17 protein-coding genes are annotated in these 22,236 nt (G+C 60.6%); 7 read left to right on the top strand and 10 right to left on the bottom strand.

Annotation, left to right across the window (positions count from 1 at the left end; all coding sequences use genetic code 11):
- The first annotated feature begins 92 nt into the window (after positions 1 to 92).
- The 7 genes from BLT85_RS07500 to BLT85_RS07530 all read left to right on the top strand — a co-directional run bounded on the left by BLT85_RS07500 (position 93) and on the right by BLT85_RS07530 (position 8,218).
- On the top strand, positions 93 to 1,052 hold the full coding sequence (locus BLT85_RS07500) for an AAA family ATPase (RefSeq protein WP_093392733.1): 960 nt from the start codon (positions 93 to 95) through the stop codon (positions 1,050 to 1,052).
- Between the two features lies 1 nt (position 1,053).
- Positions 1,054 to 2,004, top strand: coding sequence for a DUF58 domain-containing protein (locus tag BLT85_RS07505; RefSeq protein ID WP_093392736.1), 951 nt, complete (start codon positions 1,054 to 1,056; stop codon positions 2,002 to 2,004).
- Positions 2,001 to 2,462: a DUF4381 domain-containing protein gene (locus BLT85_RS07510; RefSeq protein WP_093392738.1), complete on the top strand. Its 462-nt coding sequence runs from the start codon at positions 2,001 to 2,003 to the stop codon at positions 2,460 to 2,462. Before BLT85_RS07505 ends, BLT85_RS07510 begins: the two co-directional genes overlap by 4 nt.
- Positions 2,455 to 3,447: a VWA domain-containing protein gene (locus BLT85_RS07515; protein ID WP_231701558.1), complete on the top strand. Its 993-nt coding sequence runs from the start codon at positions 2,455 to 2,457 to the stop codon at positions 3,445 to 3,447. Before BLT85_RS07510 ends, BLT85_RS07515 begins: the two co-directional genes overlap by 8 nt.
- Positions 3,437 to 5,215 (top strand): VWA domain-containing protein, encoded by a 1,779-nt coding sequence (locus BLT85_RS07520; protein ID WP_231701559.1) that lies wholly within the window; start codon positions 3,437 to 3,439, stop codon positions 5,213 to 5,215. The genes BLT85_RS07515 and BLT85_RS07520 overlap by 11 nt, the downstream gene beginning before the upstream one ends.
- A complete protein-coding gene (locus BLT85_RS07525) occupies positions 5,212 to 6,882 on the top strand; it encodes a BatD family protein (protein ID WP_093392743.1) in 1,671 nt (556 codons plus the stop codon). Before BLT85_RS07520 ends, BLT85_RS07525 begins: the two co-directional genes overlap by 4 nt.
- Before the next feature lie 115 nt (positions 6,883 to 6,997).
- Positions 6,998 to 8,218, top strand: a complete 1,221-nt coding sequence (locus BLT85_RS07530) for an SDR family oxidoreductase (protein ID WP_093392746.1) — start codon at positions 6,998 to 7,000, stop codon at positions 8,216 to 8,218.
- A 100-nt stretch (positions 8,219 to 8,318) separates the two neighbouring features.
- Here the strand turns inward: BLT85_RS07530 and BLT85_RS07535 are convergent, their stop codons facing one another.
- The 10 genes from BLT85_RS07535 to BLT85_RS07580 all read right to left on the bottom strand — a co-directional run bounded on the left by BLT85_RS07535 (position 8,319) and on the right by BLT85_RS07580 (position 22,234).
- The gene (locus BLT85_RS07535; protein WP_093392749.1) at positions 8,319 to 10,667 is read right to left on the bottom strand and encodes an efflux RND transporter permease subunit; all 2,349 of its coding nucleotides are present in this window, start codon (positions 10,665 to 10,667) and stop codon (positions 8,319 to 8,321) included.
- A gap of 18 nt (positions 10,668 to 10,685) precedes the next feature.
- On the bottom strand, positions 10,686 to 11,816 hold the full coding sequence (locus BLT85_RS07540; RefSeq protein WP_231701560.1) for a WD40/YVTN/BNR-like repeat-containing protein: 1,131 nt from the start codon (positions 11,814 to 11,816) through the stop codon (positions 10,686 to 10,688).
- Between the two features lie 200 nt (positions 11,817 to 12,016).
- Entirely contained in the window at positions 12,017 to 14,395 is a 2,379-nt protein-coding gene (locus BLT85_RS07545) for an efflux RND transporter permease subunit (protein ID WP_093392752.1), read from the bottom strand.
- A 17-nt stretch (positions 14,396 to 14,412) separates the two neighbouring features.
- A complete protein-coding gene (locus BLT85_RS07550) occupies positions 14,413 to 15,549 on the bottom strand; it encodes a YCF48-related protein (RefSeq protein ID WP_093392755.1) in 1,137 nt (378 codons plus the stop codon).
- A gap of 176 nt (positions 15,550 to 15,725) precedes the next feature.
- Complete coding sequence (pepN, locus tag BLT85_RS07555; protein ID WP_093392758.1) at positions 15,726 to 18,377, bottom strand: aminopeptidase N; 2,652 nt, start codon at positions 18,375 to 18,377, stop codon at positions 15,726 to 15,728.
- Between the two features lie 25 nt (positions 18,378 to 18,402).
- Positions 18,403 to 19,242, bottom strand: a complete 840-nt coding sequence (locus BLT85_RS07560; protein WP_093392761.1) for a DUF2797 domain-containing protein — start codon at positions 19,240 to 19,242, stop codon at positions 18,403 to 18,405.
- The gene (locus BLT85_RS07565) at positions 19,242 to 19,508 is read right to left on the bottom strand and encodes a YeaC family protein (RefSeq protein WP_093392764.1); all 267 of its coding nucleotides are present in this window, start codon (positions 19,506 to 19,508) and stop codon (positions 19,242 to 19,244) included. The genes BLT85_RS07560 and BLT85_RS07565 overlap by 1 nt, the downstream gene beginning before the upstream one ends.
- Positions 19,509 to 19,548: 40 nt before the next feature.
- On the bottom strand, positions 19,549 to 20,376 hold the full coding sequence (locus tag BLT85_RS07570; RefSeq protein ID WP_231701562.1) for a rhomboid family intramembrane serine protease: 828 nt from the start codon (positions 20,374 to 20,376) through the stop codon (positions 19,549 to 19,551).
- A 7-nt stretch (positions 20,377 to 20,383) separates the two neighbouring features.
- Positions 20,384 to 21,349 (bottom strand): metallophosphoesterase, encoded by a 966-nt coding sequence (locus tag BLT85_RS07575; protein ID WP_093392767.1) that lies wholly within the window; start codon positions 21,347 to 21,349, stop codon positions 20,384 to 20,386.
- A gap of 3 nt (positions 21,350 to 21,352) precedes the next feature.
- Positions 21,353 to 22,234 (bottom strand): NAD(+) kinase, encoded by an 882-nt coding sequence (locus tag BLT85_RS07580; RefSeq protein ID WP_093392769.1) that lies wholly within the window; start codon positions 22,232 to 22,234, stop codon positions 21,353 to 21,355.
- Between the last annotated feature and the right edge of the window lie 2 nt (positions 22,235 to 22,236).

The raw sequence follows: 22,236 nt of genomic DNA on the forward strand, positions 1-22,236 counted from the left end.
TTAACAATTTGTCGTCGGAGATTAGTCTAGACCAAGGGTATTTAGGTAAAGTGTCCGTTCCAGGGAATTCCCAGTTGTAGATGGACGCACCCATGACCCACCGCGATTCGCTTCTCGAGCTCAAGTCGTTTCTGAACCAGCAGATCTTCGGCCAGGAAGTGCTCATCGATCGCATGCTCATCTGCCTGCTCGCCGGCGGGCATGTGCTGGTCGAAGGCGCGCCCGGCCTGGCCAAGACCAAGGCGATCAAAGTGCTGTCCGAAGGCATCGAGGCAGATTTCCATCGCGTGCAGTTCACGCCGGACCTGCTTCCTGCGGACATCACCGGTACCGAGATCTACCGTCCCGAAACGGCAAGTTTCAGCTTTCAGCAGGGGCCCATCTTCCATCATCTGGTATTGGCCGACGAGATCAACCGAGCGCCGGCCAAGGTGCAGTCGGCGTTGCTCGAAGCCATGGCCGAGCGCCAGGTGAGTATCGGGCGGCAGACCTATCCGTTGCCCGAGCTGTTCATGGTCATGGCTACGCAGAACCCGATCGAGCAGGAAGGAACCTATCCGCTGCCTGAAGCGCAGCTCGATCGGTTCCTCATGCATGTGCGCATCGGTTTCCCGGACGCCGCGCTAGAGCGACGCATCCTTCATCTGGCCCGCGGAGAGGCGCAAGGTATCGAGCCGCGCATGGCCAACAAGGTCAGCCAGTCCACCATTCTTGCTGCGCGTCAGGAAGTCCTCGAAATGTTCATGGCTGACGCCGTGGAGGAATACCTGATCCAGCTGGTCATGGCGACTCGCCGACCAGAGATGTACAACTCGCAGCTGGCCGAATGGCTGCAACTGGGTGCCAGCCCCCGAGGCACCATCGCGCTGGATCGTTGTGCCCGTGCCCATGCCTGGCTGGCTGGCCGTGATTTCGTCAGCCCTGAAGACGTGCAGGCGGTGGTGCACGACGTGCTGCGACATCGGCTGATGCTGAGTTTCGAGGCCGAAGCCGCCGGCATCGACGCCGACCGGGCTATCGCTCTTCTCGTCGAATCGGTCGCCGTAGTCTGACATGCCCCTCGAATCGTCCGGCGTAATCACTGACGTGACACTGGAATCACTGCTCGGCGCTCGCCAGCACTGTCAGCAGTTGCCATTGTTCAGCCGTCCGATGCGGACCAGTCGACAGGCCGGGCGACAGTACTCGCGGCTGCGTGGGCGGGGAGTGGATTTCGATCAGGTGCGTGCGTACCAGCCCGGCGACGACATCCGCAACATCGACTGGCGAGTGACAGCGCGAAGCCAGAAGGTACACACCAAGGTCTTCAATGAAGAACGCGAGCGTCCGGTGTTCATCATCTGCGAGCAGAGCAGCCGGCTCTGTTTTGGCAGCCAACGCTATTTCAAGACCGCACTGGCTGCCGAAGCCTGTGCGCTGATTGCCTGGACCGCGCTCTGCCACAACGATCGCGTTGGTGGCATGGTCTTCGCGCCGGACAGCTGCCATGAGGTGCGTCCGCGTCGCAGTCGCGGTGCCATTCTTCAGCTGTTTCGACTGCTGCTGGAGGCGAACGCCCTCGCCAGCCCCGGACTGGCCGAGACGGGCGAGGAGCCTAACGAGCCGCTCAACCTGGCACTACGACATAGCCGGGAAATCATCCGGCCGGGGAGCATCCTCTATCTGCTTTGCGACCATTCCGCCGTGGATCTGATGCAGCAAAGCCTGCTGGCGCCGCTCGCCGCACACAACGATCTGATCCTGCTACCGGTACACGACCCGCTGGACGCGGAGCTGCCGCAGCATGGCCCGCTGGCTTTTGTTCAGGATGGCCGAGAAATGACCATCGACACCGATGACCACGCCGTGCGTGCCGCCTACCATGCGCAATTTCTCGATCGCCAGACGGCCTGGCAGCACCTGGCCAACCGAATGCGCTGTACGCTGAATCCGCTGGATACGACCCAGGCTCCTGTGGAGCAGCTTCGCAGCATGCTCGCCGGCACTGCTGCGAGGCGGCGATGAACGAAACACTGGCGCAGCAGTTGCTGCATCCTGCTGCCCCGCCCCCGATATCCTGGTGGCCACTGGCGCCGGGCTGGTGGCTGTTGATCGCATTCGGGCTATTGCTATGTATGAGCGCTCCGCTGTTGGTCCGGGCTGTTCGCAGGCGCCGCGAGCAGCGCACCCAGGCCCAGCAGGCCCTGGCACGTATCGATCCGCAGTTGGGCGATCGTGAATGGCTGGCCGCCCACAACACGCTGATCAAACGTGTTCTCAAGGCGCGCGGCCGGGAAGAAGCTACCCGGCTATACGGTGAGCCATGGCTGGATTTTCTGTGTGAAAGTTGCCCACGCGTGCAGCGTGGAGCGTTGCAGCCGCTGGCTGGTGAGTTGTATCGCCCCAGCGCGCATCTGACCCAGTCCCAGCGCAAGGCACTGGTTCTGGAACTACAGCGTTGGATGCGTCAGCAACATGTTTGACTTCCACTGGCCGGCTGTCTTTCTCCTGCTGCCGTTGCCATGGCTGTTTCGGCGCTGGCTGCCTGCGGATGCGCGGCGCAGCGCCGCGTTGCGGGTAGGCTTTCTCGGACGCCTGCAGCAGATCCCCCCCTCCCCGACTGCCGCCGGCCGCGGCTCGCGCTTTCCGCGTTTCGCGCTGTATCTATGGGTGCTGTTGGTCCTGGCGGCGGCACGGCCCGAATGGCTCGGCGAGCCGGTGTCTGTCCCTACCAGCGGGCGGGATCTGATGCTCGCAGTCGACCTGTCCGGCAGCATGGAGTACCGGGACATGCAGTTGGACGGCGAAGAGACTGACCGTCTCACCGTACTCAAACATTTCCTCGGCGATTTCATTGAGCGCCGTCACGGCGATCGGATCGGCCTGATTCTGTTCGGTTCGAATGCGTACGTACAGGCGCCGCTTACGCTCGACCGCGATGCGGTAGGTGAATGGCTGGACGAGTCGTTCATCGGTTTGGCCGGCCGCGAAACAGCAATCGGTGATGCGCTGGGACTGGCCATCAAACGTCTTACCGATCAACCAGCGACCAACCGCGTAGTCATCCTGATTACGGACGGGGCCAACACCGCAGGTAGACTGGCTCCGACCCAGGCGGCGCGGCTGGCCGCTGAAGAGCAGATTCGCATATTCACCATCGGCGTCGGAGCCGAACGCATGACTGGGCAGACGGCGAACGGACTGCTGGACTTCGAGATTGACCCATCGGTGGAGCTCGATGAAGGCACGCTCAAGGAAATCGCGCTCGTCACCGGTGCCGAATATTTCCGCGCCCGGAATACACAGGATCTTGAAGACATACACGCCGCCATGGACGGTCTCGAACCGGCACTCCATGACGGCGCACCGATCCGCGCAGCCACGCCGCTGTATCCCTGGCCGCTGGGGCTTGCATTGCTGTTGAGTCTGGGGCTTGCCGGGTGGCATGGGGGTCGCGATGGGTTCTGAGTCATTCGCCCTCGCGTTTGCCCGGCCGGCCTGGCTGCTGGCGGTGCTCCCTGCTCTGGCCCTGTGCTGGTTGCTCTACCAGCGCGCGCAACGCCGTTCCGGCTGGGAAGCACTGTTGCCCGCCGCCATGCAGCCACTTTTGTTGGAACGCCATTCGGCTAGCCGGCCCCGGGCTCGCTATCTCCTGCTTGCTGGCGCCTGGCTCCTGGCGATCATTGCGTTGGCCGGCCCGTCCTGGTCCGTGCCGCTCGACACGAACTCACCCAATCAGGCCGCGGTGGTGGTTGTCATGGATGTCACGCCGAGTGTGCTCGCTACCGACGTCGCTCCTAACCGTCTGCAGCGCGCCCGACACAAGGTCCACGATGTGATGCGCCTGGCCGCCGATCACCAGCTGGGCTTGGTAGCCTACGCCGGCAGCGCGCACCGCGTCACGCCGCTGAGTCATGACAGGGCTACGCTGATCAATCTCCTCGGAGCCCTCGAACCCGATATCATGCCTGTCGAAGGCAACAGTCTCGGCGCCGCGCTTGAGCTCGCCAGGGACATGATCGATGAGCTGCCACCGGCGAGTTCGCAAATACTGCTGGTGATCAGCAGCAGCGAACCCGAGCAACTCGAAGCTCTCGAGCGGCATGCAGCAGAACTGGGCCCCCAGTTGGCGATCCTCGGCATCGGGACTCAGGCGGGCGCTCCGGTGCCCAGCGCCGACGGCGGTTTCCTGCGCGATTCCGCAGGACGGATTCTCGTCCCCCGACTGGATAGCAAGGCACTGGCTGCCATCGCTCGGCGACACGGCTCGGCGTTCCATGCGGTCACCACCTCCGACGCCGATCTTGATCAGTTGCTGCGTTTCGGGCAGTCATCCGTTCGGGGTGGTCAAGAGCCGCAAATGACATTGCAAGACCAGGGTCACTGGCTGCTGTTGCTCTTGCTCCCGCTGGCTGCGCTGGGAGCGCGGCGCGGCTGGCTGGGCGTGCTGCTGCTGGCTAGCCTTGTGCCCTTCCCTGCCGAAGCCGCATGGGTCGACTGGTGGAAGCGTCCCGATCAGCGGGGCGCAGCGCTGCTCGAGCAACAGCGACCGGTTGAGGCGGCGAAACAGTTCGAGGATCCGGCGTGGCGAGGGTGGGCGCTCTATCAGGCGCGACGTTATCCCGCAGCGGCGGCGGCCTATGCAGAAGTCATCGCACGCGATCCGGACGACCCAAACGGTCATTTTCACTACGGCACGGCTCTGGCGATGGCCGGACGCTACGAAGATGCGTTGGAAGCCTTCGAACAAGCTCTGACCCGTGATCCGGACCACGAAGCCGCGCGGCATAACCGTAGCCGTGTCGAGGCCTGGCTGGAACAATTGCGCGAACAATCCGCGGAGAACGGCACAGACGCGCAGCGATCCGAGGGTCAGGATTCGACTGAAGACGAGGAGCAGGAGCAGCAGTCAGGCGAGGATGAGGGAAACCAGACCCAGCGAGCTTCCGAGGATCCCGCCGCGAGCAGCGAAGGACCACCGGCTGATCCTGCACCGAGCGCTGCGTCCGACCTGTCCGCGGCAGCGTCCAGCAATGCCGGCAGCGGCCCGGCGACCGCTGCCGGAGCGGGAGAGACTGCGACGCCGGGCAGCGACCCGGTCGCTGCCGCACGCCAGGCCGAACAGGCCCAGGCGCTGCGCCAATGGCTTGAAGACATTCCCGATAACCCCGCCGAGCTGCTTCGGCGAAAGTTTCTCTATCAGCACCTGCAGCAACAGCAAGGATCACAACCATGACACGATGGATCATTTCCTGGCTGCTGGCGATACTGCCTCTCGTCTCCCATGCCGCCTTCGAGGCGAGCGTCGACCGGACGCGCCTGACCGAAGGCGAAACTCTGGAACTGACCCTCGAGAGCGCCACGGCCAATCGTTTCAGCCAGCCTGATTTCAGCGTGCTGAAAGAGCTTTTCGAGATACGCAACAGTCGACAGCTGAGCATGATGGTCGAGGCCGAAGGCAAGACTCAGCCGGTTACCCGCTGGATCCTCACGTTGATGCCGAAACGCACCGGCTTCGTCGTCGTGCCCCCGGTAGCTCTGGGCACCACCTTGAGCGAGCCGATCAGCCTGCGGGTGCTGTCAGCCTCCGAGGCGGCACGCGATCCGGTTGCCGACATCGCGCCGGTGTTCATCGACAGCGAAGTGGACGTCGAAAACCCCTATGTCCAGGCGCAGGTACTGCTGACATTGCGGGTATACCATTCGGTATCGCTGTACGACGACTCGACACTCAGCGGGTTGAGCATCCCCCAGGCACGCGTCGAAAGCCTGGGCCCGCCGCGCCATTACGAGCGACAGATCAACGGCGTTCGCCACGGCGTCATTGAAGTACGCTACGCGATCTTCGCCCAGCAGAGCGGTTCGCTGGAAATACCTTCGCAGCTGTTCAGCGCCACCATTCTGCAGCCGCGCAATCCCGACGAGCGATTCTCGGCCCGCACCGGCAAGGTGGTCCAGGTACGCTCGCCGAGCATCATGCTTACTGTCCGTCCGGTTCCGGACGCCTATCCCCGTGGTGCGCCCTGGCTCCCGGCCAGGGATCTTGCGCTGACTCAGCAATGGCAACCCGATCCCGGGGTAGATCTGCTCGCAGGCGAGCCGCTTACCCGCACACTCACCGTGGAAGCCGAGGGGCTGACAGCCAGCCAGTTACCTACGCTGCAAAGCGTGCTCAGCGGCGCGGACCGGAACCTGCGGCAATACGCCGACCAGCCTCGGCTGGACAACCAGGTCCGCGACATCGGCATCCGCGGCAAACGACAGGACAGCTCGGCGCTGGTAGCCCAGCAGGACGGCACTTTTGCGCTCCCCGCCCTCGAGTTGCACTGGTGGGACACGACACAGGATCGCTTGCGGACCTCCCGCCTGGAACCGGTCGTTCTGAACGTTCGAAGTGACGACAGCTATGCGACCGAAGGCGCAACCGAACCTGCAGTGGCGGTACAGGAGAACGCATCCCCGCCGCTTATCTGGCCATGGCAGCTAGCTTGCCTGCTGCTCAGTCTGGGGCTGGTGGGCGCGCTGACTCTGCTCTACCGCGCTCAGCGCCGTCTGTATCAGCTGCACCTACCGGAAGAGGAAGAAAGTCTGGACGAAAACGTGCCGGACAATCCTCTGGGCGATCTTCAGGCCGCCTGCCGAGCAAACCATCCGGCCGAGGCACGCAAGGCGCTTGAGGTATGGGCTCGCCAACAGCATGGCGAGGGGCTGATCGGATTGACCCACCAGTATCCCGAGCTGGCCGATGCGCTGGATGATCTGAACGCCTGCCTGTTCGGCCAGCTGGAGACGCCGTGGCGTGGCAAGCCACTATGGCGAGCCGTGCGAATGGTCGTTCAGAGCCGCAAACGGGCCAGCGAATTCCAACCGGAGCAGCTTGGCGGCCTGTACCCGGACGTCTGAGGTCGCTGACTCCCCTGCTACCGCTCATCCTACAGATGGAACCCCTTGCTGCTTGGTGACTTCTATTGAGGAAGCCCACCAATCGTCGGCCACGCCGGCGCAGCAAGGAGGTCCAATGAACGTGAAACTCAAACCTCTTCATGAACAGGTCATCGTCATCACCGGGGCGTCCAGCGGTATCGGGCTCGCCACCGCTCGCATGGCGGCCAAAGCCGGCGCCCGGCTGGTGCTCGTTGCACGCAACGAAGAAGCCTTGAAAGAGATCGAACGTGAGCTGGACGCAGGTGACACGGTCAAGCACCTGGTTGGCGATGTTGGCAAGCGCGAAGATCTTGAACGCGTCGCCAGCCAGACCATCACCCAGTTCGGCGGTTTCGACACCTGGATCAACAACGCCGGCAGTTCGGTATGGGGTCGCCTGGACGAGGTCAGCGACGAGGATCACGAGAAGGTCATGCAGACCAACTTCTTCGGGACCATGTACGGCTCGAACATCGCGGCTCGCCACCTGCGCGACAAGGGTGGCGCCATCATCAATATCGGCAGCGTCGAATCGGCAGCTGCGATGCCCTTTCATTCGAGCTACAGCGCAAGCAAGCATGCGGTGAAAGCCATGACCGATGTGCTACGCGTCGAGCTTGAACAATCCGGCTCGCCGGTCTCGGTGACGCTGGTACGGCCGCCAGCGATCAATACGATGTTCAACGACCACGCCAAGAGCTACCTGCCTTCGGCGCCGTCGTTCCCGCCGCCGGTCTACAGCCCCGATGTTGTAGCTCAGGCAATCTTACATGCTGCGGTGCACCCGCAGCGTGACGTGTACATCGGCAACTCGAAGATGTTCACGCGCATGGCCCAGGTGACCCCTCGCCTGGCCGACCTTATGAGCCGCACCTTCATTTACGACATCGTCCAAAGCGGACGACCAGACAAGCATCGAGGAGGCACCTTGCATAATTCTGACGTAGGAACCGTTCAAGACGGGCAGGCATCCGGCCAGTATCCCGGACACGTGAAACAGACAAGCTTGTACACCCGCGCTACGCAGCACCCGGTAGCGACGGCTCTGATCGCGGTAGGCGCCATTGCGCTCATCGCCTCACTCATCGGCAGCAAGCGCATGAAGTCAAGCAAAGGCATGCCTGCGCTGGGCGCCATGGCCGGACTCAAGGGTTCGAAAAACATGAAGCATGTACACATGCCGCGTATGCGCAAAACGCATCGCCGTGGCGGTCTGTTCGGCACCGGCTTGAAACTGGCAGCGCTTGGCCAGGGAGCGCGTCTTTCGCACCAGGCTGGAAAAGTCTCCGGCGCAGTACGCAGCCGCCTTCCATAAGGCACCCAGCCTTCTGATCTCCGGATTGGAAGGCTGATCGAACGGAAGCAGAAACAAAAAAGCCGCTCCATCTGGAGCGGCTTTTTCGTGTGCGCCGAGCTTACTCGCGCAGCTTCTCGGGCCGGATGAGGAAGCGTGCCAGTGCCGGCAGCAACCACAGGGCTCCGAACATGTTCCAGAGGAACATGAAGGTCAGCAAGATACCCATATCGGCCTGGAACTTGATCGCCGAGAAAATCCAGGTCGCGACACCGATCGCCAGAGTGAAGCCAGTGAAGGTCACCGCCTTACCGGTGGTTTTCAGCGTTTCGTAATAGGCTTCCTGCAACGGCAGACCCTGACGCAGATAGCTCTCCAGACGACTGTAAATATAAATCCCGTAGTCGACCCCGATACCTACCCCAAGGGCGATTACCGGCAGCGTTGCCACCTTCACCCCAATACCGAGGAAGGCCATCAGAGCATTCGCCAGCACCGATGTGAGTGCCAGCGGAACGATGATGCAGAGCACCGCGCGGATCGAGCGGAAGGTCAGCAGGCACATGAAGATGACCACGGCATAGACCGTAAGCAGCATCTTGGTCTGCGACTTCTCGATCACCGCATTGGTAGCCGCTTCGATACCGGCATTACCTGCAGCAAGCTTGAACTCCAGGTTTTCGGTGTTGTGCTCTTCGGCAAACGCTTCGACCGCCGAGGTGACGCGCTCCAGCGTTTCGGCCTTGTGGTCATTGAGGTACAGCATTACCGGAGCCAGCGAGCAGGACGCATTGAACAGACCTTGCGGGGCTCGACTGATCGCGTTGTTCAGGTTGTCCTGGTTACGCGATAGCGTCTGCCACTTCAGGCTGCCTTCGTTGTTACCCATGATGACCTGCTTGGCAACGGTGACCATCGATACCGCTGACTGCACCCCAGGCAGGTTCACCATGCGCCACTCGAGCTGGTCGATCGCTTCCATGGTCTCGTAGGCCGAGCACTGTTCCGGCGGCGTGGACACCATGACCACCAACACATCCGAACTGGTGGAATAGTTGGAAATGATGAAGTCATTGTCCAGGTTGTACCGTGAATCCGGACGGAGCTCCGGCGCGCCGGGATCCAGGTCACCGATCGCCACGTTCCTGCCATGGTAGATACCGAAGGCGAAGGCCAGAATCGCCAGCACCACGGAAATCGGCGCCACGGTCGGGTGCGCAAACTTCGCGATGCCCAGCCACAGACGCTGTGGGCGGCTGGCAAGGACGCGATTGCGTTCCACGGCCCGCTTGCTCATGCCGATGTAGGACATCAGGATCGGCAGTAGCATCAGGTTGGTGAGAATGATGACACCGACACCGATGGATGCGGCGATACCGAGCTCGCGGATGACCTCGATCTCGATCAGCAACAGCGTGACGAAGCCGACCGCGTCGGAGATCAGCGCAACGATACCCGGGATGTACAACGCCCGGAAGGCACGGCGCGCCGCGGTGTTGGCGTCTTCGGCAGTCGCGTATTCGATGGCCATGCCATTGATGATCTGAACGCCGTGCGAAATACCGATGGCGAAAACCAGGAACGGCACCAGGATGGAGTACGGGTCCAGACCGAAACCCAGCGTGCGCAGCAAGCCGAGCTGCCAGACCACAGCAATCACCGAGCAGACCAAGGTGGTGATTGAGCTTTTCAGGCAACGGGTGAAGATCAGTAGCAGGACGAAGGTAATCAGCAGGGCCGCACCGAAGAACATCAATACCTTGATGATGCCCTCGATCAGATCACCGACCTTCTTGGCAAAGCCGACGATATGAATGCTGATGTTCGGGTTTTCTGCCTGAAACTCGCTACGGATCTGCTCTTCGAGCTGACGGGAAAACTCACCGTAGTCCAGCTGAATCTGCTCGCTCTGGTTGTCCGGGTTTGGATAGGACTCCTGCAACGGCACTTCAATGATCGTCGACTTGAAGTTGTTCGCAACCAGACGACCAATCTCGCCGGACTTGAGTACGTTGTCGCGCAGCTGCTCCAGATCGTCCTCGGTGACGTATGCCGGTCGATTGGCAACCGGGCCGCCATCGAAGCCGTACTCGGTCACCTCGGTCCAGCGGACGTTGGGCGTCCACAGCGACCGAAGGTTGGAGCGGTCTACGCCGGGAAGGAAGAACACCTCGTCATTGATGCGCTTGAGGGTTTCCATGTACTCGGTGGAGAAGATATCTCCATCTTCAATCGCCACTGCGATGCGGATGGAGTTGCCCAGATTCGCCAGATCGTTCTGGTGCTCGAGCATATTGACGATGTAGGGATGCTTCAGAGGGATCATCTTCTCGAAGCTGGTATCGGGTCTGACCTGCGCTGCCTGGTACCCGAAGAAGACCGTAAGCAGCGCGAAGATCAGCAAGACGACGATACGATTCTTGAAGATCAGCCGCTCGATAAACGGAGCGGCTTCGTGTTGTTTGGACATCCAGAATCTCCAGAATTCTTATAGTTGTGCTGGCAAGCCGTTGGGGCCGGCCTTGATCGCGCCACGCTGACCCACGAGCAGAACCTGGCCACTCTCCAATACCTTGCCATTCGCCAGCGTCGAACGATCCGGACGGAAAGCGACCTGGAACGTACGGCCCCGGTCCTCGCTGGTCACCACTGCCCCACCGGCGCCGACCACGACAATCTTGCCGTCATCGGTCGCGTTGCCCCCGAACAGCGTGGCCTCGAGCGGTCCGTTATGCGGAGTGTCCAGTTCGATCTCTTCCCAGCTGTCACCGAAGTCCTCGGTGCGAAGCATGTTCCCTCGCAGCCCCCATACCAGCACCACGTTCTCTTCGCCAATCCCGGTAGCCCCGAACAGCGAACCGTCGTAGGGCATTTCCTCGATGGTTTCCCAGGTGTCGCCGAGATCACGCGAGCGGTACATGGTGCCCATTTCCCCCACCAGGAACAGGCCCTGGTCGCCCACAGGCGTTACGGCGTTGTAGTGGAAGCCGTTCTCATTGTCGATATCGTAGGTAATGTCGTTCCAGGTCTGGCCGCCGTCGTCGGTGCGCAGGGCAAGGCCGTAAGCGCCAAAGGCGAAGCCGGTATTGACGTCACGGAACCAGACATCCATCAACGGCTTTTCGAGCAGGCCCGGACCCTCGGGGTCGATTTCCTCTTCCAGTTCCGGATCCCGGTACTGGATTTCCCAGGTTTCGCCGGCATCGCTGGTGTGCAGGATTAGGGAATCATGCCCGACAGCCCAGCCATGCTGATCATCGACAAAATGCACTGCCGTGAGCATTGCACGGGTGGGCACCGGTGCCTGAATCCAGGTATCGCCCTTGTCGTCGGAATAGACGATGTGACCGCGGGCGCCGACTGCAACCAGTCGCTCGCCAGCTCGGCCAACGTCAAGCAGCAGGGTCTGAGCAGCCTTCAACGACATCACCGCGGGGCGGGTGTCGTCATGCGGGCCCTGGGCGTGAGCGACACCCATCGGGAGACAGATCATGGCGCCAGCCAGGCCTAGCGCTACGGCGATCTGGCGAGTGAGTGACAGTGTGCGACCTTTTTCCGAACGGCTCTCGCCGTCAACCGGGCCAAAGGACAAGGCGCGCCGCTGGTTGGGCATACGCATAGGACATCCCCCTTATTCTTATAAGACAGCCGCAATACGGCATGACCATCAATACTAGCGGCGATTAACAGGGGGGCCAACCGGAGGGGGGTTATCTTTTGTTAATCAGCACAGTGATAAACCTGTCGCAAAAACAGTGCTGAAACGCTGTTGTAATAAACAAAAAACCCCGCCGAGGCGGGGTTTTTTGATGGTGCCGATCAGTGAGTAAGCTTGGAAGCTTCCTTCGCCCGAACCTTGGCAGGATCGATCAGGAAACGCGCCAGAGCCGGGAGCAGCAACAGCGCGCCGATCATGTTGACCAGGAACATGAAGGTCAGCATGAGACCCATGTCAGCCTGGAACTTGATCGCCGAGAACACCCATGTCACCACGCCGATTGCCAGACACAGACCTGTGAACAGAACCGCACGGCCAGTCGAGCGCAGGGTCTCGTAGTAGGCTGGCTGCAACGGCATGCCCTGACGCAGGAACGTCTCCAGTCGACTGTAGATATAGATGCCGTAGTCCACACCCACACCCACACCCAGCGCGATGACCGGCAGGGTCGCTACCTTCATGCCGATTCCCAGGAAAGCCATCAGCGCGTTACCCAACACCGATGTCAGTACCAGCGGCAGAACGATACAGATGGTTGCCGGGAGCGAACGGAATGTCGCGTAACACATCACCGCTACCCAGATGTACACCAGGGCAAGGATCAGCAATTCCGAGCTGGAGATCACGTCGTTGGTCGCCGCTTCGATACCGGCATTACCCGCAGCCAGCTTGAAGGTGAGGTTCTCGGTGTTGTACTCCTCGGCAAAATCCTCCACTGCGGCAGTGGCGCGCTTGAGCGTCTCGGCCTTGTGGTCGTTGAGGTAGATCATCACCGGAGCCAGCGAACAGGAAGCGTTGAACATGCCATCCGGAGCACGGCTGATCGCGTTGTTCAGGTTGTCCTGGTTACGCGACAGGGTCTGCCACTTCAGGTTGCCTTCGTTGTTGCCCATGATGACTTGCTTGGCAACGGTCACCAGCGATACCGCTGACTGAACGCCCGGCAGGTTGTTCATGCGCCACTCGAGCTGGTCAATAGCTTCCATGGTTTCGTAGGACGAACACATCTCCGGCGGCGTTTCTACCATGACGACCAGGATGTCCGAGCTGGTCGAGTAGTTGCGGATGATGAAGTCGTTGTCCAGGTTATAACGCGAGTCCGGGCGCAATTCAGGCGCACCAGGATCAAGGTCGCCAACCTGAATGTTCGCCTTCTGGTAGAAGAAGCAACCCACGCCCGCTACCAGCGCAACGATAACCACGATCGGTGCCACCTTGGGGTGAGCCACGTAAGCCATCTTGCGCCAGAAGGGGTGGTCGCGCACCGCGTCTTCCTTGCTGCGTGCGACGGCCTTCTTGCTGATGCCCAGGTAGGAAATGGTAACCGGCAACATGATCAGGTTGGTGAACACGATCACGCCCACACCGATCGAGGCTCCGATCGCGAGTTCGTGAATCACGCCAATGTCGATGACCAGCAAGGTGATGAAGCCCACCGCGTCGGCAAGGATCGCGATCATGCCCGGCAGGAACAGCTGACGGAAGGTGCGACGAGCAGCGAGCAGCGCGGTATCCGCGTCACTCGATTGCAGGGCGATACCGTTGATCTTCTGAACGCCGTGGGAAATACCGATGGCGAAGATCAGGAAAGGCACCAGCATCGAGTACGGGTCCAGACCGAAACCGACCAGACGCATCAGACCCAGTTGCCAGATCACCGCGATGACCGTAGTCATCAACACCGCAACGGTACTGCGAATGCAGCGGGTGAACCAGAACAGCAGAACAAAGGTGATGACAAACGCGATACCGAAGAACGCCACAACCGCGGTAAGGCCTTCGATCAGATCACCGACCTTCTTGGCGAAGCCGACGATATGAACTTCGATGTTGGGGTTTTCATTCTGGAACTGGTCGCGAATCTTTTCCTCCAGCTGCTGGGAGAAGTCGCCGTAGTCCAGGCGCAACAGCTCGCTCTGATCTTCGGGATTCGGATAGAACTCCTGAAGCGGAACCTCGATGATCGTTGATTTGAAGTTGTTGGCGACCAGACGACCGATCTCGCCCGACTTGAGGACGTTGACGCGCAGCTCTTCGAGATCTTCGTCGTTCAGATAGGCAGGCCGGTTGGCTACCGGGCCACCATCGAAACCGTACTCGGTCACCTCTGTCCAGCGAACGTTCGGCGTCCATAGCGAGCGGAGACCGGAACGGTTCACGCCAGGCAGGAAGAACACCTCGTCATTGATCCGCTTGAGCGTCTCCATGTACTCGGTGGTGAAAATGTCGCCTTCCTTGATTTCCACCGCGATACGGATCGAGTTACCCAGACTGGCCAGATCGTCTTGATGCTCAAGCATGTTGACGATGTAGGGATGCTCGAGGGGAATCATCTTGGTAAAGCTGGTATCGGGGCGAATCTGCGCCGCGAAGTAACCCAGAACGAGCGTAATGACGGTAAACGCCACCACCACGAACAGGCGATTATTGAATACCAGACGCTCCATGAAAGTAGCGTCTTCGTTCTCAAACTGTGACATCCAGAGTCTCCTGGCGCTTAGTTATTGTTGGTTGAAGAGCCATTGGCAGGCGTTTTGATCGCGCCGCGCTGGCCCAGCAAGAGGAGATGACCATCACCGGTCATTGTGGCGGAAGCCAGCGAGACACGATCGGGACGAATGTTCACGTCGAACGTCCGACCAGCGTCGTCGCTGGTGGCAGTGACACCGCCGGTACCGACGATGACGATGTTGCCGTTGGCGGTCAGCCCACCACCAGCAAGCGTGGATTCGAGCGGACCGCTGTTCGGCGTCGCCAGCTCGACTTGCTGCCAGCTGTTACCGAAATCGTCCGAGCGGAACAGGTTGCCCCGTAGCCCCCAGGCAAGTACGCCATTGGCCTCGCCGGTACCCGAGACGCCGAACCAGGAGCCGTCATACGGCAGGTCCTGAATAGTTTCCCAGGTGTCGCCCATATCGGCAGAGCGATACATGGTGCCCATCTCGCCGACCAGGAACAGACCTGCATCCTTGATTTCGGCGATGGCGTTGTAGTGCATGCCGTCCGGGTTATCGATATCGAAGCTGATATCTTCCCAGGTCGCACCGCCGTCACGCGTGCGCAGGGCCAGCCCATAGGCACCGACAGCGAAGCCTTCATCGGCGTTGCGGAACCAGACGTCCATCAATGGCTTTTCAAGCAGGCCGCCAGCTTCGGGATCCGGCGCCTCGGCGAGATCCGGGTCGCGATGCTGGATAGTCCAGGTTTCGCCGGCATCGGAACTATGCAGGATGAGCGAGTCATGCCCCACCGCCCAGCCGTTGCGATCGTCGACGAAGTGAACTGCAGCAAGTAGCTGGCGAACCGGGACTTTAGCCTGGATCCAGGTCTCGCCCTGATCATCCGAGTACACGATATGACCGCGCACTCCGACGGCAACCAGGCGATCGCCGGCCCGCGCAGAATCAAGGAGAAGTGAAGTGCTGGACTCGAGTGACATGACTGCCGGGCGAGTCTGGGAGTCGGCGGCTTCCTGCGCAAATGCCAGGGACATCGATCCACAGATTATCGCAGTGGATATCCCTAAAACTCGAAAAAGTGGAAGTGAAACAGAAAGCTTGCGACCTTTGTGAGGCTGGCTGGCAGAGCTGGCCTGAGCAAAGGATTGAGCGCGCCGCATGTTGGGCTCACGCATATACCAACCCCCGATTGTTATTATCATGGCGCCCTGCTCTGAGTCAGGGCAAGCCATAGTAATTTGAATCGGGCGGCTCCACCAATAGGCTTGAGTAATCTTTTGTTAAGAACCCCGTAATGTGTCTCGAAGTCGCACCCGCCTGCCCGGTGACACCGGGCAGGCGGGTATCCGGATCAGGCGAGCGATTTACTGACTACCTCGAATACATCTGGCGACAACTCCGGTTTGCCCATGATCCGCGACAGTTCCCGCTTCATCAGATTCTGTCGTGCGGGATCATACTTGCGCCAGCGCGACAGCGGTGTCATCAGCCTGGAGGCGATCTGCGGGTTGGTGCCGTCGAGCAGTAAGATCTGGTCAGCCAGGAACCGGTACCCTTCCCCGTCTGAACGGTGAAAGTTTATGAGATTCTGGCTGGCAAACGCACCGATCAGCGAACGCACCTTGTTCGGGTTGCGCAGGGTGAATGCCGGATGCTCCATAAGCTCCTGGACCCGCTCCAGCCCGCCAGGCTGTGCGGCACTGGCCTGGATGCTGAACCACTGGTCCATGACCAGCGGGTAATCTTTCCAGCGTTCGGCGAACTCGGTCAGCGCAGCGCGTTTCTGATCATCGAAAGGCGAGTTGACCAACGCGACCAACGCCGCCTGGCGGTCGGTCATGTTGTTCGCCTCGACGAACTGACGTACGCAGGCCGAAAGCGCATCCTGCGACTCGGTCAGCATCAGATAGCCGAGCACGGTGTTCTTCAGGCTGCGCCGCGCAAACTGGACGGCCTCGGCACTGTAAGGGATTCGCTCATCGAGGCGACGGTAGATGGACCAAAGCTGCTCTTCCAGGGTAACTGCGAGCGTGTGACGCACCCAGTCGCGAACGATATGGATCGCGTCGATATCAGCCTGCTCCGCGAGCTCGACCAGGTAGGCCTCGGACGGCAGGCGGATGATCTCCGCGACCATTGCAGGATCCAGGCTGTCGTCGCCGAGTACCGTGCGATATACATCGATCAGGCGCTGGTCCATCATCAGCGGACGGCCGGCGACATGAATCTCGACCAGCCCCTGCAGTACGTCCACCGCCAGGCTCTGAGCCGCTTCCCAGCGGTTGAATCCGTCCGGATCGTTCTTGGCGAGGAATACCCGGTCGTCGCGGTGATAGGGATAGATGAGTTTGACCGGCGCTGAGAACCCGCGAAGCAACGAAGGCAACGGCTCCTCACTCAGATCAGTGAAAGTGAAAAGCTGCTCGGCCTCGGTGATCGACAGAACCGTTTCAGAGCCCCGCTCGCCGTCTTCTCCCGCCAGCCTGAGCGGCATCTCGTTGCCTTCACCATCGAGCAGTGCCATGCGTACCGGAATGACGAACGGCAGCTTCTCCGATTGTCCCGGAGTCGGCGGGCACGACTGGCGAAACAGCAGACTGAAGGTACCCGTGGCAGCGTCCCAGCGCCCTTCGGCGTTCAGGCGCGGCGTACCAGCCTGACTGTACCAGCGTTTGAACTGGGTGAAATCCGCGCCGTTGGCATCTTCCAGTGCCTTGATGAAGTCATCGCAGGTCACCGCCTGGCCGTCGTGACGGTCGAAATACAGATCGGTGCCCTTGCGGAAGCCTTCCGGGCCCAGCAGCGTATGCAGCATGCGCACCACTTCGGCACCCTTCTCGTACACGGTCAAGGTGTAGAAGTTGGATATTTCGATGAACGAGTCCGGACGCACCGGATGGGCCATCGGACCGGCGTCCTCGGCAAACTGGTTGGCGCGCAGAAAGCTCACGTCCTCAATGCGTTTGACCGTTGCGGAATTCATGTCGGCCGAAAATTCCGCATCGCGGAAGACGGTAAAGCCTTCCTTGAGGGACAGCTGGAACCAGTCGCGGCAGGTGACCCGATTTCCAGACCAGTTGTGGAAATATTCGTGGGCGACCACGGCTTCAACGCGCTGAAATGCTGCGTCAGTCGCCGTTTCCGGGTGGGCCAGAACGCAGCTCGAATTGAAGACGTTGAGGCCTTTGTTTTCCATGGCGCCCATGTTGAAGTCGTTCACGGCGACGATCATGAAAATATCCAGATCGTACTCTCGACCATAGACTTCTTCGTCCCAGCGCATCGAACGCTTGAGGCTGTCCATGGCGTGTCCGCACTGTTCGCGGTTGTCCGGCTCCACATAAATGCGCAGATCGATGGTACGACCGCTCATGGTGGTAAAGCTGTCCTGAATCAGACACAGATCGCCGGCCACTAGCGCGAACAGATAGGCGGGCTTGGGGAACGGATCTTCCCAGGTGACCCAGTGCCGTCCGCCGTCGTGATCGCCACGCGCGATGGGGTTACCGTTGGAGAGCAACACCGGATAGTCGCCCTTGTCGGCAATCACCGTAGTGGTGAACCGACTCATGACATCCGGGCGATCCAGGTAATAGGTGATCTTGCGGAAGCCCTCGGCCTCGCATTGGGTGCAGAACATCGACCCGGACTGATAAAGCCCTTCGAGCGCGGTGTTTTCACGGGGCTTGATACGCGTAGTGATGGCGAGCTCGAAAGTGTCTCGCTCAGGCTTCAGTGACAAGGTATTTTCGTCGAACTGGAAATCGCCGCTGGCAAGCCGCTTGTCATCAAGTTCGACGGACATCAGCTCAAGGTTCTGACCGTCAAGCACCAGATCCGGACGGCCGTCGCCGGCTTCGCCCGGGTTGACCCGTATCGACATCCGGCTGTGCACGAGTGCGTGATCGTCGAACAGCTCGAAGGTCAGGTGCGTCTCGTCGATCCAATAATCAGGCTCTCGATAATCCTTCAGGTGGATAGTCTTCGGTTGCTCGGTGCGCATGGATGAATCCTGTACGGGTGGGCCTTCAGAACACATTGAAGCTCAAAGTGTAGGCGGTATATTTGCGGATATTGATCACCGCGGTATCGAGTAACAGATATTGACCCTTGATGCCGAGAAGCGTGCCCTCCAGTACCGGCTCCTTGTCGAGATTCGCCGACTTCGGCTTTGCACTGTACTCGCGGACCGGATAGCGGATATCCAGCGTAGCGACCCCGGTCAGCGGCTGGAATGCCTGGATCCCGAATCGCTGATGCAGCGCCTGCAGCCCTTCCTGGGCGCGATCAAGAATTGCGTCGCGCTGCTCGGCCAGATCAACCGGTTCCGGCTCGCCCTGCAACATGGCGCGCCAGTTGGTTTTATCGGCCACCTGCTGGCGCAGCAGATGCTCGACCAGCCCTGAATGTTGGCGTGCCGGGACCCGCATGATCGGCAAACCCTGGCTCGCGCCCTGATCGATCCAGCGAGTCGGCAACTGAGTGGCTCGGGTGATGCCGACTTTCAGCCCGGATGAGTTGGCCAGATAGACGATGTGATCGGTCATGCAGAACTGCTCACCCCACACCGGGTCCCGGCACGTGCCGTGCTCGTAGTGGCAGCGCTCCGGACTGACGATACACAGATCGCACTGCGCCAACCGAGTGAAGCACGGATAGCAGTAGCCCTGGCTGTAGCTCTTGCGCGTGCGTCTGTTGCAATGCGTGCAGTGAATATCACCAGAGGCGTGCAGGCGAACGGTACGGCCGATCCATTCGTTGAGCGGAATCGCCTGCTCGCCAAGCGGCAGGCTGTAACGTACGGGCTCCTCGCTCCCTGCGCCCAGTTCGCCCTTGAGCTTGCGCAGGGTACCGCTTGCCGAGAGCATCAGTGCAGCGTGTCCGAACCGGTCGAGAAGAGAATATTGGGGATGGTCTTTTCTTCCGACTTGCAGTGCTGCGGCGGCATGTAGCCAGTGCGCTCCTCCTCGGGCAGGTTCTCCTGTTCCCAGGCAATCATCGCCTGCAGACAGGTTTCCTTCTGCTCCTGGGTCAGCTTGCGGCCGTCCGGCCACTTGCCCAGTTCCACCGCGGTCTTGAAGGTGGCGTACGTCTCGGGGGTGATGCTGCGCAGCATGTCGAGGAATGTGGTCATGAGACCTCCGGAGCTTGATGACCGCGCTATTGTAGCGCGTTCAGCGAGCGCGCTGCAGTGCTCCGGCGATGCCGCCGGCAATGCAGCCCGAGATGAGTCCGCCGATATGCGCGGCGTTGGCAATGGCTCCGAGGCCGGCCAGCGTAATCAGGCCCGAGACGCCGAGGGCCAGCCACACCAGCATGAGTATCACCACGCCCTTGGGCAAAGCGAAGAATACGTTAGGCGCCAGCATCTGGTAGATCCAGCAGTAGCCCAGCAGGCCGTAGAGCACACCCGAGAGACCGCCGAAAACCACATCAGGGCTGACCAGCCATTGCGCCAGATTCGACGTCAGCCCGAACAATATGGTCAGCCCCAACAACCAGAGGCTGCCGGAGTATAGCTCGATGCGCCTGCCCAACTCCCAGAACCAGAGCCCGTTGAACGCCAGATGGAGCATGCCGAAGTGCAGGAAGATAGGACTGATCAACCGCCACCATTGGCCGAAATCGATGTTCGCCGCCAGATATCCGGTAGGCGCCAGGGGCGTAAACGTAAGATGGATGATGGCGTCGGCTCGGGTGCCCAGCCCTGTCCAGAGCGCGACCAGCCCCGTGATCACCAGAACCGCCAGGGTCAGAGGAACGCGGCGCAGCATCGCGGGGCTGGTAGGCGTCAAGGTTCGGGCAGGCTTGGCCGGCTCGACGGCCTCGGGCACACCCTGTTCATAGATGGCCTTGACTACCTGCGCATCGGCCTCATCCACCGTCCAGACGACCTGACGACCACCTTCCTCGGTAATACGGTGAACCAGTCCCCGTTGGCGCAGAAAACGGGTCAGCTTGCGTAAATCTTCATCCAGCGGGCATTGCATCGCTCGGTACATCGTTTCCTCATCCCCCGCGGGGTACGTCGATCCAGACAAAGTGTTCGCGATCAAGCCGCGATTCGCCGTCCCAGCGATAGGCCACCATCTTGCCGAATTTCACCGCGCTGTAGTCCAGGCACGCCACGTTGGGGCGAATCGGGTGGGGCCGTCCTTCCTGCCAGTAATGGCCGACGAACAGGATAGGTTCATCGGGTCCGTAAAGCATCAGCTCGGCCTTCTGCGAATCGCTAAGCGGCCGTGCGGCAATCTCTTCCGGCAGCGGATCCGGCTGAAACTGGACGTCGCCGTAGGTCTGCGGATCCTCTTCCCAAAACTTGGTGCGAAAGAACGAGCGGGTGAAGCCGTCCCGACCTGTCATCTTCATGCCATGCGGCAGCGGCATGCCGGTCCCGCGCAGCAATCGATCCTGAACCTGGTAAGCGAAGCTACCGGGATACACGGACTGCTGAATAAAGTCGACATCAATGCAGCCGTCCGGGTACATCCGTTTGAATGCGTCGATCAACCCATGATCCCAACAGGCGTGTACCAGGCGAAACTCACCCATGTCGAGGAACAATGGCAGGCTGTGGAACCACTCGACGAAGTAGGCCCATTCGTCCGGCCAGTTGGCGAACTGGCCCAGCGTGTCGCTTATCTGGCGTAGCTGACGGTCGGTGTGCTCACGTACGTATTGTCGACCACTGCCGGCCGGACCCGGTGTATGCCAGCCCAGCGCATTGAATTCGTGGTTACCCATGATGCACCGGGCAAAGCCGGCTTCGACCATATCGTGGACAAGGTGCAGGGATTCGCGGATGCGTGGGCCACGGTCGATGATGTCGCCGAGAAACAGGGCCTGGCGCTGCGGATGACGCCAGACACCCTCCTCCCGCCGATAGCCCATCTGCTCGAGGAGCCGCGCCAGCGTGTTGGCGCAGCCATGAATGTCGCCAATGATGTCGTAGCCCTGGTGTTCCCGCTGAGGCATCGGTTACTCCGTGAGGCGGCTGGACCATCCCAGCTTGCTTCGGCAGATTGCGTAGAAGTTGTGATCCAGGGGATGCAGCAGTCGCAGTTTCTGCGGCTTCTTGCGAATCGTGATGCTGTCGCCCGGTGCACAGGCGATATGTACCTGGCCATCGCAGCTGACCTGCGGATAGATACCACTCTGTTTGGAAATGATGATCTTCAGCTCGCTATTACCGTCGACGACGATCGGCCGGCTCGACAAGGTATGTGGAAACATCGGAACCAGCACCACGGCGTCCAGCTTGGGGTGCATGATCGGACCGCCGGCGGACAATGCATAAGCGGTCGATCCTGTCGGCGTGGCGACGATCAATCCATCCGACTTCTGGCTATAAACGATCTGACCGTCGACATAGAGTTCGAATTCAATCATTCGTGCCGATTTGCCGGGGTGCAGCACGACGTCGTTGAGCGCCTCGCTGGTACCCAGTTGCTCGTCCCCGCGACGTACGAAAGCGTCCAGCAGGAAGCGATTTTCCACCAGATACTGTCCCGCCAGGACTTCCCCGACGCGACTTTCCAGCTCGTCCGGCGAGATATCGGTAAGAAAGCCCAGGCCGCCCCGGTTCACGCCGAGAACCGGCACGTTGTAACGGCATAGTGCACGGGCGGCGCCCAACAGGCTGCCGTCCCCACCGACCACGATCACCAGATCGCAGATTTCGCCCATCATCTTGCGTGAACAGACTTGCAGCTGATGGCCGGGAAGCAGGTCCGCTACCGAATCTTCGAGGATCACGCTGTGGCCGCTGTCCACCAGGAACCGCCTCAGACGCTTGAGCGTGTCGACCACGCGGCCGCTACCGAGGCGTCCGATCAGTCCGATGTTGCGGAATTGCTCCATTA

Origin of the sequence: Halopseudomonas xinjiangensis (assembly GCF_900104945.1) — a bacterium.
GTDB lineage: Bacteria > Pseudomonadota > Gammaproteobacteria > Pseudomonadales > Pseudomonadaceae > Halopseudomonas > Halopseudomonas xinjiangensis.